Annotated in this window: 11 protein-coding genes; all 11 read left to right on the top strand. The window is 39.2% G+C overall.

Translation table 11 applies throughout. The features are described 5' to 3' along the window. The first annotated feature begins 434 nt into the window (after positions 1–434). The 11 genes from B1R93_RS00390 to B1R93_RS00340 all read left to right on the top strand — a co-directional run bounded on the left by B1R93_RS00390 (position 435) and on the right by B1R93_RS00340 (position 13,816). Complete coding sequence (locus B1R93_RS00390) at positions 435–1,766, top strand: ABC transporter substrate-binding protein (protein ID WP_088102020.1); 1,332 nt, start codon at positions 435–437, stop codon at positions 1,764–1,766. Positions 1,767–1,934: 168 nt separating this feature from the next. Beyond that, the gene (locus B1R93_RS00385) at positions 1,935–3,248 is read left to right on the top strand and encodes an ABC transporter substrate-binding protein (protein WP_088102019.1); all 1,314 of its coding nucleotides are present in this window, start codon (positions 1,935–1,937) and stop codon (positions 3,246–3,248) included. Positions 3,249–3,499: 251 nt separating this feature from the next. After that, entirely contained in the window at positions 3,500–4,444 is a 945-nt protein-coding gene (locus B1R93_RS00380) for a carbohydrate ABC transporter permease (protein WP_425348909.1), read from the top strand. A gap of 1 nt (position 4,445) precedes the next feature. Then, entirely contained in the window at positions 4,446–5,291 is an 846-nt protein-coding gene (locus tag B1R93_RS00375) for a carbohydrate ABC transporter permease (RefSeq protein WP_088102018.1), read from the top strand. A gap of 16 nt (positions 5,292–5,307) precedes the next feature. Continuing rightward, on the top strand, positions 5,308–6,342 hold the full coding sequence (locus tag B1R93_RS00370; RefSeq protein WP_088102017.1) for a glycoside hydrolase family 88/105 protein: 1,035 nt from the start codon (positions 5,308–5,310) through the stop codon (positions 6,340–6,342). 91 nt (positions 6,343–6,433) lie between these two features. Next, positions 6,434–7,054 carry a YesL family protein gene (locus B1R93_RS00365; protein ID WP_088102016.1) on the top strand — a complete coding sequence of 207 codons (621 nt, stop codon included), beginning with the start codon at positions 6,434–6,436 and terminating at the stop codon, positions 7,052–7,054. Positions 7,055–7,186: 132 nt separating this feature from the next. Next, the gene (locus B1R93_RS00360; RefSeq protein WP_088102015.1) at positions 7,187–8,989 is read left to right on the top strand and encodes a cache domain-containing sensor histidine kinase; all 1,803 of its coding nucleotides are present in this window, start codon (positions 7,187–7,189) and stop codon (positions 8,987–8,989) included. 16 nt (positions 8,990–9,005) lie between these two features. After that, positions 9,006–10,649 carry a response regulator transcription factor gene (locus tag B1R93_RS00355; protein WP_088102014.1) on the top strand — a complete coding sequence of 548 codons (1,644 nt, stop codon included), beginning with the start codon at positions 9,006–9,008 and terminating at the stop codon, positions 10,647–10,649. A gap of 18 nt (positions 10,650–10,667) precedes the next feature. After that, positions 10,668–11,042, top strand: coding sequence for a sensory rhodopsin transducer (locus tag B1R93_RS00350; RefSeq protein ID WP_088102013.1), 375 nt, complete (start codon positions 10,668–10,670; stop codon positions 11,040–11,042). 20 nt (positions 11,043–11,062) lie between these two features. Then, positions 11,063–11,935 (top strand): glycoside hydrolase family 43 protein, encoded by an 873-nt coding sequence (locus B1R93_RS00345; RefSeq protein WP_088102012.1) that lies wholly within the window; start codon positions 11,063–11,065, stop codon positions 11,933–11,935. A gap of 153 nt (positions 11,936–12,088) precedes the next feature. Further along, positions 12,089–13,816 carry an ABC transporter ATP-binding protein gene (locus B1R93_RS00340; protein ID WP_088102011.1) on the top strand — a complete coding sequence of 576 codons (1,728 nt, stop codon included), beginning with the start codon at positions 12,089–12,091 and terminating at the stop codon, positions 13,814–13,816. The last annotated feature ends 9 nt before the right edge of the window (positions 13,817–13,825 follow it).

The raw sequence follows: 13,825 nt of genomic DNA, 5'->3' as shown, positions 1-13,825 counted from the left end.
TTATCGTAACGGGTGCACTTTCCAGAAAATACCCTAAAAAATATAGATTATGCCGAGGAAAATTAAGCAATTGTATACCTTGGTAATCTATTAAAGGAGCAGCAGTCTGTTGATAGTTTGATTAGCGAGGGAGTTTTCGCTTTTGAGAGGCTGATGACTGAAGACATTTTTCCTAACTGAAATGGAGTTTTTTAGATGTTGCTGTTGAATATTCACAGATATAGATTTTAATGTTACATTAGTAGAGGATAACTTAGTAAAATTGATTTATTATTTTAGACTAGAAATCAAAAAAACTACAAAAAAACTAAAAAAACCAACAACAATTCGTACTTTTTGTAAAATATTTAACATTTGTTATCTACAAACGAGATTTTTAAAGACCTATAATGAGTTTGTAAGCACTTACAAGATTAATTAAAGGGGGAATCATGATGAAAAGTAAGAAGTTTAAGTGGCTGTTGCTTTCTATTTTAGTATTTGTTTTTGCATTAGTTGGATGTAGTTCCAACGATACTGGTGGCGACTCAGAGGAGCCTGCAGATAACGGTGGCGAATCTGCCTCAGAATCTAGCGAAGGTGATGTAGTACTTCGTGTGGCATGGTGGGGCGGACAAGAACGTCATGACATGACACTTGAAGCGATTGAGTTATTTGAAGCAGAATATCCTCATATTACAGTTGAACCTGAGTTCACTGGTTGGGACGGTTACTGGGAAAAATTAAATACACAAGCTGCTGCTAGTAATTTGCCAGATGTTATTAATATGGATAACTCAAAAATGAACGAATACAATTCACGTGATTTACTAACTGATTTAACGCCTTATATTGAAGATGGTACGATTAACTTAGACAATGTTGATGATGTCTATCAAGAAATTAACCATATTGATGGTGAAGTCCTTGCTGTTTCTTTAGGTGCTAACGCACTTGCAGCAATTGTCAATGAAACATTGCTAGAAGAGCATGGTGTTACGCTTGAGCCTGGTTACACATATGATGATGTAAAAGAAGCGATGCTGAAAATTGGCGAATCTGCTTCTGGTGAATTCTTTGGTTATGATTTAGCAAATGCTGAACTAGAATTGTTCACTTTATTTGCTCGTCAAAGTGGTGAGTCTTTATATAATGCAGATGGCACTGGCTTTGGTTATGAAGATGAAACATTAGTTAAATTTTTAACAATTGTTCAAGATTGGGTAACAAGTGGTGCAGCCCCTTCACATGACATTACAATGGAATATGTTGAAGGTGGTCAATCAATGGTTGGGGAAGGTTCAGCTGCAATTCAAACAGCTGCAAGTAACCAAATTATTGGTGCATCACAGCAAACAGAGGATACATTAGGCTTAACGCTCCTTCCTGCTTTAGAAGGGGGACAGCATGGGAACTGGATTCGTCCAAGTATGTCATTTGCCATCTCTAGTCACTCAAAACAGCAAGAAGCTGCAGCACAATTTATTGACTTCTTTACAAACAGTTTAGAAGCGAATGAAATTTTAAGAGCGGATCGTGGTGTTCCGATTTCATCTGAAGTTCGTGAGCATTTATCTGGAATGGTTGAAGGTCCAGTTAAAGCGACATTTGATTACTTAGAATTAGTAGCGGATTATACAAGTCCGGCTGATCCACTACCGCCAGCTGGTGAATCTGAAGTACGTGGTGCGTTCCAACGTATGATCGAGCTAATCAAATACGACCGCATGACACCTGAAGATGGTGCACAGCAGTTCCGTAATGAAGCAGAGGCTGTATTGAAATAAAAATGATAATCCTTTTTGGATAGCTACAAGCTATTCAAAAAGGATTTTTTTAATCTTTCGTGTTTATTTATATATTTTTAACATTTTCTAGCTATTATATAATGGCAAAAATTTCTATAATTATTATTGTAAGCGTTTACAATAAATGATGTAGGAGGTCGTTTGAAGATGAAAAAAAGAGTAGTAAGCTTGAGGTTATTTTTGCTCGTATGTTGTGCTTTGTTGGCAGGCTGTAGTTCAGAAGGGACAAATAACTCCACTCAAGAGGAACACATAGCTGGAGAGACAAATCAAGAAACGATTAATCTGCGAGTTGCCTGGTGGGGGGGGCAAGAGCGTCATGATCGTACATTGGAAGCGATCGAACTTTTTGAAGAAAAATACCCACATATTAACATCGAACCCGAATTCACAGGATGGGATGGATATTGGGAAAAATTAAACACACAGGCAGCAGGCAATAACTTACCTGATGTTATAAATATGAGTGATGTTAAATTAAATGAGTTTAACTCTCGTGGACTTTTAGCAGATTTAACTCCATTTATTGATGAACGGGTTATTAATTTTGATAAGGTGGATGAAATCTATCAGAATATAAATAGTATTGATGGGAAAAATTTAGGAGTTGTCTTAGGTACTGGTGCAAATGGTTTAATCATGAATCAAGATTTGTTGGATAAACATGGAGTGAGCTTAGAACCAGGGTATACGTATGACGATTTACGAACAGCGATGCAGCAAATCAAGGATTCCGAAGGCGAGAACTTTTATGGTTTTGATTTTGCCAATGCCGAGTTAGAAATCTTCTTGATTTATGCAAGGCAGCATGGAGAAGCTTTATTTAACCATGATGGAACAGGTTTAGGGTTCCAGGATAAAACGTTAATCGACTTTTTTACGTTTATCCAAAACATGGTTAAAGATGGCATTGCGCCAAGTCATGATATTACGATGGAATACATCGAAGGAGGTCAATCAATGGTTGGTGAAGGCTCGGCAGCTCTAGCGATGGCTGCTAGCAATCAACTCATTGGTGTTTCACAACAAACCGAAGACAAATTGGTGTTGAATGTTTTGCCATCATTAGAGAAGGGTGTTCCAGGAAACTGGATTCGCCAAACGATGTCGTTTTCTGTTTATGAGCATTCCAAGCATAAAGAAGAAGCAGCTATGTTCATTGATTTTATAACGAACGACATTGAAGCGAATGAGATATTAATGGCAGATCGAGGTGTTCCAATTTCTTCTGAAGTACGCGAACATCTTGCAACGATCGTTGATGAATCAGTGAAGGAAACCTTTGACTTTTTAGATTTGGTCGTAGACTTCTCCAGAGAGGCTGACCCATTACCACCAGCTGGTGAATCTGAAGTTCGAGGTTCATTTGTAAGAATCGTTGAACAGATTAAATACGATAGAATAACGCCTGAAGAGGCTGCTCATGAATTTAGAAAAGAGGCGGAATCTATCTTAGAATAAACGATTAGAAGGAGGTGTTCCAAAGGCATGTTCCTGCCTTATGGGACCTCCTTTTATTTTCTGCCATGTAATGAAAGGTTCAACTATAAAAAAACAATTAATGCTATTTTCGTTGATTTTTAAAAGATATTTAACTTTTGTGCTCTACAACATGAAGTAGGCAAGAACTATAATAATTGTAAGCACTTACAGATTAGCGGTCTTATTGCCCATTATCGTAGTTTCTTATAGTTAAAAGGAGGTTGGATAGAGTGAGTACAGAACTTGCAAAACATGAAATTTCGCCCGAAGCGAAAAAACAACAGCGTAAAAAAGCACTAAAGGAAAGCCTAACGGGTTATGCCATTATATCACCTTGGTTGATTGGATTTCTTGTCCTTATTGTCGGACCGATGATTGCATCGTTGTACTTGTCGTTTACCGATTACGATATGTTATCTGCCGCAGGTTGGGTTGGCTTTGAGAATTATACAAAGATTTTAACTTCAGATCCTAGGTTTATACAATCTGTTAAAGTTACGTTAGTCTTTGTGTTTATTTCAACACCTTTAAAGCTTATTTTCGCACTATTATTGGCGATGCTGTTCAATACAGGTAGAAAAGGGACAGGGTTATTTACAACGATTTATTATATTCCGTCGATTATCGGTGGGAGTGTCGCAATTGCGGTTGTTTGGAGACAGATGTTTGGTCGAAATGGTGCAGTAAATGGTTTAATGGAGGCGATCGGCTTACCGACAATGAACTGGATTGGGAATCCGGATACTGCATTATCTGTTTTAATTTTATTAATCATTTGGCAGTTTGGTTCACCGATGATTATCTTCCTAGCAGGTTTACGTCAAATTCCTACGGAGTTGTATGAAGCAGCTAGTGTGGACGGGGCAAATCGATTTACACAATTCTTAAAGATTACTCTACCAATGCTAACGCCGGTTATTTTCTTTAACCTTGTTATGCAAACAATTGGTGGGTTCATGACCTTTACACAGGCGTATTTAATTACAGGAGGCGGCCCGTTAGACGCAACACTATTCTATGCGGTGTACTTATATGAAGTAGCCTTCACCTATTTGAGAATGGGATATGCATCAGCAATGGCATGGATTATTCTTGTGTTAATTGGGGTTATTACATTTATCTTATTCAAGACGTCAAAATATTGGGTTCACTATGAATCGGAAGGAGGCCGTTAAAATGCAAAGAAAACGGAGTCTAGTTTCTGATATCGTCTATTACGTATTTGTTATTGCTTTCGGGTTTGTGATGATTTATCCGATTCTTTGGATGTTCTCGGGTTCATTAAAGCCGGCTAGTGAGATTTTCAGTCGCACACTTTCCCTCATCCCAAGTACATTTGTTTGGGAAAACTATCCTGTTGGTTGGGAAGGGTTTGGTAAAACGGGGTTTGACATTTTCTTTCGTAACTCAATGATTGTGACATCGCTTGTTGTCATTGGGACGATTATGTCTTCAAGTATTGTTGCTTACGGCTTTGCCCGATTGAATTTTAAATTTAAGGGTGTCTTATTCGCTTGTTTAATGGCAACGATCATGCTTCCGGTGCAAATTACGTTAATTCCTCAATATATCCTGTTTCACAATATTGGGTGGGTAAATACGTTTCTTCCATTAATAGTACCAGCATTTTTAGGGGGAACACCATTCTTTATCTTCCTACTCATTCAATTCATTAGAGGGATTCCAAGAGAGTTGGATGAAGCAGCGATTATTGATGGATGTTCAACCTTTAGTGTATTTTGGAGAATTATTCTTCCACTTTTAAAACCAGCATTAGTGACAGTGGCGATCTTTTCCTTTATGTGGTCTTGGGACGATTTCCTTTCCCAGTTAATCTATTTAAATAATATTAATCTTCAAACAGTTACACTAGGTTTACGAAACTTTATGGATGCAGATGGTAACACAAGCTGGGGACCACTACTGGCGATGTCATCACTTTCTTTACTTCCTCAGTTCATCTTGTTTGCCTTTTTCCAAAAGTATCTTGTCGAGGGGATTGCAACTACTGGGTTGAAATAATAGGGAGGTAACGATGATGAAGCCACTTATCTTTGACGAACAAGAAATGGTAGAGCGCATTGATCGAATCGTCAAGCGCACGTTTGAAATGGATTTAACGTGGGATTGGCCAGCAGGGGTTGCCTTTTACGGGGTCGGCTGTGCCTACCTGGCAACGAAAAACGAAGCCTACCTTACGATGTTAAAAGACTGGATTGATGAATATATCGATTTTGGAATTCCGCCAATGTCCGTTAACATTGTCTCAATGGGGCATACGCTTCTAACGCTTTATCAGGAGACTGGAGAAGAGAAGTATTTAGACTTGGCGAAAGAAAAAGCGGAGTATTTAATTCATGATGCTCCGCGATTTGCGGAAGGGGTTCTTCAGCATACCGTTGGAGGCGGGGTTTCTATCTTTCCGGAGCAGGCTTGGATTGATACATTATTTATGGCCGGTTATTTCTTAATTCGCATGGGTGATGAGCTAAACAATCCAGTTTATATGGAAGATGGGATTAGGCAATTCAACGGACATGAAAAATATTTACAGGATCCTAAAACGAATCTTTATTACCATGGCTGGGATAATCTTCAAAGCAATAATATGTCGAGTATTTTTTGGGCAAGAGGAAATGCGTGGGCCGCATATACGATGGCAGCAGTCCTTCGAATGATCGATGTAAAGGAGCCGGCGTTTATGGAGATTAATGGATCACTTCGCGATCAATTAAGTGCATTACTCCAGCTTCAATCTGTCGGTGGCTTATGGCACACGATTGTAACGGAGCCTGACTCATATGAAGAAACGTCGGGTTCGGCAGGAATTGCAGCCGCACTCGTTCTAACAGGGGCAAATACTCCGAAAGGGTATAAAGCAGTCCAAAAGGCATTAGATGGGTTAATGAAGAAAGTAGATGAACGCGGGACAGTTTTAGACGTTTCAACTGGAACGGCTGTCATGAACACAGCTGAAGGGTATCGAACAACGTCTAAAAAACGAATCGAAGGCTGGGGCCAAGGTTTGGCATTAGCATTCTTCTCGCATGTGCTGGCGAAAGCAAAGTCATAAATCATTAGGAAGGAGTTGCCGAGGTCATCATGACCAAGGTTAACTCCTTATCCTAGCTGAATCAGAAACGTAGGCAAAGGAGGTCATAGTAATGTTTCGCAAACTTAGCGATGGTACGTTAAAAGTATCAGAATGGTTAATGCAATTAGCATTTATCAATGTGCTCTGGCTGCTCTTTACGATAGCAGGCTTAGGGTTATTTGGTTGGGCGCCAGCAACGGTTGCAACATTTGGCGTTCTTCGGAAAATGTTACTGTCACCTGAAGAGGATGTCCCTCTTTTTCGTACGTTTCTGCAACTTTTTCGAAGAGATTTCTTTTCAGCGAATGGATTAGGTTTTCTCATTGTTCTAGGTGGGCTGTCGTTATATGCTAGCGGAAGCATTATTAGCGAAATGGACAGCTCCCTTTTCTTAAAACTGCTCTTACTGATGGTTGTCTTTCTATTTGGTGTTATTATTTTGTTTTTGTTTCCGGTTTTCTGTCATTATCAATTATCTCTGCAACAGACGATTCGTTATTCTTTAGCAATTGGTCTTGCAAACTTACACTACTTGAGTTTGCTCGTTGTTATTGTCATTCTAATAATCATTGTATATGGGACACTTCCAGCTACTATGATCTTTTATTTTATAAGTGTACCAGGGTTAATTATCATGCATTTTAGTTTGAAAGTGTTTAACAAAATTGAGACACAGTCAATAAAAGGATAAAATAGCGCTATAAATCTAAGCGCTTTCAAGTGTGGTATAATTACCCTTGATAACAAACATTTGAGTGAAGGTAACTGACATCAAGTATGTGTATCCTTCTCTACGGTTGTAGGATGAAAGGGTGTCTTTCAAATGAACTTGTTTAAAAGGTTCAGAATTCAACAAATCTTTTTTGGTAGTTTTTTTCTGTTTTTTACTATTTTCTTAACGATCATCATTATTGTTACGTATCATTACTCGGTTGAAGAAATGATTACAACTACGACAGATTATCAAAAGGAAAATTTAACCCTTTTAACAGAGGATTTAAGTAACAATTTAAAGAATTATGATGATATTTCAATTGTATTATCACGCCAAAAAGCGTTTCGAGAAGCATTAAGAGGAAGTGATGATCCTTATATTAGAAGAACATTGTTTTCAACTCTTACACAGGATTTTTCAAATATCATTTATAGTGTACCAGGGTTACATTCTCTAGAGGTTTATATGGAAACCCCGCCATACAATATTATTAATCAACCAATTCACTATGCCCATCTTTACACGATTGAACATAAAGACTGGAGTGAACAAATTAAAAATCGGACACATACATGGATCGGTAAACGCAAGGTTCGCGTCAATAATTCCAAAGAGCAGGAAGTTATTAGCCTATCTCGAAATGTGTATTCAACAAAAGGGGATCTTGAAGCGATTCTCGTCCTAAATATTCAATCCTCACAAATTGAGAACTGGTTAAATCGTAAGCAAAGGAATTCAAATTTATTACTGTTGGATAGTAACGGTGCGACTATTGCAAGCAGTAGTGAAGTAGAGGTCGATCGTAAAATTCTCTCGCTCGCCGAGGAAAGTGCGCAAAATATTCAGGAACAGCGGAGTTTAATGCAGCAGGTTGAACAAAAGGCTGAATTTATTGTTGTTACATCCTTAATTCCATCTTCGAATTGGTCGATAATGGAGATTACTCCTTATGAAGAGCTAACGAAAGGAAGTAAGATGTTAACGGGTTTCTTAGCTTTAATCGGACTTGGCTCCTTAATGACAGCCTTTATCGGTACTTTTTTTCTTACAAAACGATTTACTGATCCTATTATTTATTTAACGAGAGTTTTAGAAAAGTTTCCGAAAGAAAATATATCCTCTGAACTGCCAACGGACTACCGAAATGAATTTGGCCAGCTCTATAAAGGCTATCGTGAATTAATTCATCGTAGTGAAACGTTATATACATCGTTGCTCGAACAGTCGCGCCGTCAACGTGAGGCCGAGTTAAAGGCGTTACAAGCAAATATTAATCCTCATTTCTTATATAATACCCTCGATCAGTTAAATTGGAGTGCACTTGAGAGAGGGGACGAGGATATGAGCCAGATGCTCGAGCTTCTTGGAAACATGCTGCGAATTGGGTTATCTAAAGGTGAAAGTATTATCACTGTTCATGATGAATTAAAGTATGTGGAATATTATTTAAAGCTCCAAAAAATAAAGATGGGTAATAGGCTGTCATATAGAATAGACGCAGCTGAAAGTGTTTTAGGCTACTATGTACCAAAACTAACGTTACAGCCATTTGTTGAGAATTCAATTATCCATGGATTCCATGATCAACGAGATGGACTGATAGAAGTGGTCGTAGAGGAAAATGCAGATTCATTAGTTTTCTCTGTTTTCGATAACGGGGTAGGGATTAACGAGGCGAATCGAAGTAAGGAAAAAATGGATACAGGTGGGTACGGTACTGTCAATGTGCAGGAGCGTCTTGATATTTATTTTGGTGAACGGGCAAGTGTGACTGTAAAGAACCGAACGGAAGGTGGAGCGGTCGCAACGATTGTTATGCCGAAAGTTCTTGATAAAGAAGCAATACAACTGAAGGAATATAATCAAGATGAACTTTTTAGAGAGAATCGGTTTATAGAAAACGAATCATAAAAGAGGTGAAGCAATAATGTGGCGTGTTGTAATCATAGATGATGATGAAAAAGTGTTGCGTGGAATGAAAAAAATAATCCCATGGGAGGAATTCCAATGTGAATGGGTCGGCGAGGCAAAAAATGGTCAAGAAGGAATTGACGTTATCGAGGAGACGAATCCTGATATTGTTATTACTGACATCTACATGCCGATTATGAATGGGTTAGAAATGATTCAGGAGCTCCGTGAAAAAGAGTTCGATGGCAAAGTGATTATTTTAAGTGGATACAGTGAATTCGAACATGCAAGACAAGCGATGAGATTACGTATTGACGACTACTTATCAAAGCCGGCTTCTCCGCAAACGATCAAGGAGGTATTACAAAACCTCGTACAACAGCTTGAACAGGAAAACATGGAAAAGCTTGAATATGTCGAGCTTAGAGAAAAGGTGAAGCTATACGAGCCGGTTGCAGAGAAGGAATGGTTGAAATCATTAGTTACAGGTACGGCGAATCTTTATGACCTGCCGAAAACCGTTGAGTTAATTACTGATAATTGGCAAGGGAAGAAGCATGTTGTTGTGTCTGTTACCTATGACGAGAGCCTGGAGCGTTCGACTTTATATCAAACAAATTGGTATTTATTTCGGTTTGCCACAAATAACATCATTAAGGAAACAACGACGACCTTCTTTAGCGATTTTCATTATATTGAGCTTCATAGTCATCAAACCGCACTTTGCATTCATTTTGAAAGCGAATTAGGTGATGAACACATAAACGACAAACTGCAGCAATTAGGCACGTCGATAGAAGATAGTATTCACAAATATTTAGATGTTCAAGCCTCAGTTAGCATTGGTGGAATTAAACACAATTGGCGTGAACTAGATGAGTCGTTAAAGGAGGCGATGTATACCTTATCGAAAAGGACGTTTACGAGTACTGCCCAGCCTTTAAGCGTTGAGCAAATGCCAGAGCTTAGTCTAGTTGATTCAAAACAACAAACATTATGGTCTGAATCGATGGAGGCCAATCAACAATTAGCAGAATCGATTCGTTACGCCGATGAGAAAAAAGCCTGTTCGGTCATCGAGACATTTTTTGAACGTATTTCTGATCAGCCGTATAATCAAACAACGGCGGTACGAATTGGGATTGAAATGTGGACAATTATGACATATTCTCTCTTCGATATTGGTATTCGAATCCATGATATGTTCTCAGAGGATTTTGATTTATACAGTGATTTAGCGACAAAAACGTCGTGGGACGAACTTGCTGACTATTTCAAAGAACAGACAAGGCATGTCTGTCATCATCAGCAATGGGATGAAAATATGAAGCATCGTCAGTTAGTTGAACAAATGATCGATTATGTACAAAAGCATTTAAGCGAGAACATTACGTTACAGGAAATAGCAGATGAGTTGTATATTTCTAGGAATTATTTAGGGCAGATTTTCAAAAAAGTTGTGGGAGAATCGTTCAAAAATTACATTACGAGAGTCCGAATGGAAAAAGCAAAGAAAATGATCCAAGAAGGAAACCATTTAATCTATGAAGTATCGGAAAAGGTAGGTTACGTGAATCCAGCATACTTTACGACGACGTTCAAAAAGTATACAGGCTACACACCAACCGATTTAATTCATAAAAAGTCGATCTCTGAATAATGAAAAGGAGTGAAAAAAATGAACAATCGAAACAAAGGGGAAACACTATGGTACATTCCAGACGGGTATATTCCGCCAATTAGCTCAGGAGATTTAGTCAGTCATGAATCGATTTGCGTTTTAAACTGTTATGAAGAGGATGCTCACCTTCAGATTACGATTTATTTTGAAGATCGTCCGCCGCTTGAAAACATTCCCGTAACTGTCCAAGGAAAACGAACAAACCATATTCGTACGAGCTCGTTGCAAAAGGATGGGGAAAGTATTCCGGCTGCAGTTCCTTATGCTATTGAAGTCGAAAGCGATATTCCGATTATTGTACAATATAGTCGCCTTGATTCAACTCAAACCGAGCTCGGATTAATGTCAACAATGGCATACCCAATTAAATAGGGAATCTAGTAGGAGGTTCTATGTTAAAGAATGAAGAGATTCGTATAAGAGACCCTTTTGTTCTACCAATAAAAGATGAGCAAACCTATTATTTATATGGCACAACCGATGACAATGTATGGGAAGGGAAAGGGACAGGGTTTGATGTATATAAAAGTCACGATCTAAAGAATTGGGAAGGTCCCTTTCCGGCCTTTCGTCCTTCAGTTGATTTTTGGGCAGAACATCATTTCTGGGCTCCTGAAGTGTATGAATACGCCGGACGCTATTATATGTTTGCGACCTTTAAGGCAGAGACTCAATGTAGGGGAACGCAGGTCTTAATGTCCGAGCACCCGATTGGCCCATTTCAACCATTAACAGAGCAGCCTATTACGCCGAGAGAGTGGGAATGTCTTGATGGAACATTGTTTATCGATGAGAATGAGAAGCCGTGGATGATTTTTTGTCATGAATGGCTTCAAGTTCAGGATGGGAAAATTTGTGCAATGCCTCTTTCTCTTGACTTACGAGAGGCGATTGGTGAACCTGTTGTTTTGTTTAGCGCCTCTGAAGCAGCCTGGACAAGAGGTGAGGGGCGATATGTCACAGATGGCCCTTATCTATATAGGAATAAACAAGGTCAATTGCAAATGCTTTGGTCAAGTCAAGGTGACAACGGCTATGCTATTGGGGTAGCACGGTCGACTTCGGGGAGCATTCTTGGACCATGGACTCATGATTCTACTCCATTATTCGGAGAAAGTGGGGGGCATGGGATGCTGTTTCAAACATTTTCAGGAGAACAACTGTTAACGATTCATACACCGAATCAATCTCCAAAGGAACGTCCCGCTTTTTTTGAGGTGAAAGAAGAAGATGGAACGTTAATGTTAGGGGAACGGTTAGAATAGCAGTAGTAGGGAGGTCCATTTTTAACGGAGCTCCCTTTTTATATGAAAACAACTCAGGGTCTTTCCTTTGAGAATGGACAAAAATAGAGGTAAAATAGGAAGGAAAATGTAATGAATAGATGGTTGCTAGTTTAAAAGAGATGAGGATTACAAATGTTATCGATGCTTAAATATTTAAAGCCTTATTCATTCGGCATTATGGCTGTTGTCGTTTTAACGTTAGGTGCTACGATGCTCGAGCTCTACTTACCGACTCTTATGGCCGACGTCGTTGATATTGGGATTGTCAATCAAGATATTCCTTATATTTTCAAGAAGGGTGGTTGGATGATTGTCTGTGCCATCGTTGCGATAGTGCTGGCGATTGCGGTCACTTATTTTGCTTCAAAAGTCGCGCTCGGTTTTGGGAAGGATGTACGACGTAAGCTCTTTGTGCACGTTGAGAATTTTTCATTAGAGGAGTACGAAAAGCTTGGTCCGGCCTCTCTCATAACCCGAACAACAAACGATATTAAACAGGTTCAAGATGTAATTAATATGATGCTGCGGATGATGACTCGGGCACCGTTAATGCTTGTCGGTGGAATCATTTTAGCGGTTTCAAGAGATGCAACCTTGTCGCTTATTTTTCTTGTCGCATTACCAGTATTATGTTTACTCATATTTCTGATTTCTCGTAAAGCGATACCTTTGTTTGGTCAGCTTCAAAAAAGAACCGATCGACTGAATCTACTTTTACGTGAAGGATTAATTGGAACAAGAGTTGTACGTGCGTTCAATCGTGTTGATTTTGAAAAGAAGCGATTTAATGAAGCGAATGAAGCGTATCGAGATACAGGAATTATGGTGAACAAAATAATGGCCTATGTGTTCCCGTTTATGCTAATCGTCATGAACTTTACAAACATTGCGATTGTTTGGTTTGGGGCCATCCGCATTGATCAGAATGCGATGCAGGTCGGAAATTTAATGGCATTTTTACACTATTCAATGATGATTCTTATGTCACTCATTATGCTTTCAATGGCGATGATTATGGTTCCGCGTGCACAAGCATCGGCAAAGAGAATAAATGAAGTATTACGAACGCTTCCAACGATTAAGGAGGCAGAGCGTCCGAAACAGACCCAGCAACAGGAAGGATTGGTTGAGTTTAAGGATGTCACTTTTCGTTATACAGGAGCCGAGAAGCCTGCTGTCGAACGATTGTCCTTTATCGCTCGTCCTGGTGAAACAACGGCGATTATTGGAAGTACGGGTGCTGGAAAAACGACGTTACTTCAACTAATTCCTCGTTTCTATGAAGTAAGTGATGGGGCGATTTCTGTAGATGGTGTTAATGTACGTGATTGGGAGTTGCGTGAGCTTAGAAGACGCATTGCCTATGTCCCACAAAAGGCATCCTTGTTTAGTGGGACTGTTGCTGAAAACATTCGTTTAGGTAAAGAGGATGCGACTGATGAAGAAATTGAAGCGGCAATTGAAAAGGCTCAGGCGCTTGATTTTATAAAAGGGAAGGAAAAGGGAATTTATTCAATGATTGAACAGGCTGGAGGCAATTTATCAGGCGGACAAAAACAACGGCTTTCCATTGCACGTGCTTTAGTAAAGCAAGCCGAGATATACTTGTTTGATGATAGCTTCTCCGCCCTTGATTATAAAACAGATGCATCATTACGAAAGGTACTAAAGCAGACGATGGATCATTCAACGATGATTATTGTCGCACAACGAGTCAATTCTGTTATCGATGCCGACCGAATCATCGTGTTGAATGAAGGGAAGGTTGCCGGAATGGGGACCCACCAGGAACTGCTTAAAGAAAATACAATTTATCAGGAAATTGTCGCTTCACAGCAAACAGAGGAGGAGAGTGCATGACGAAATCAT

The organism is Halalkalibacter urbisdiaboli (genome assembly GCF_002156385.1).
GTDB lineage: Bacteria > Bacillota > Bacilli > Bacillales > Bacillaceae_D > Halalkalibacter_A > Halalkalibacter_A urbisdiaboli.
This window is presented reverse-complemented; position numbering and strand designations above follow the sequence as displayed.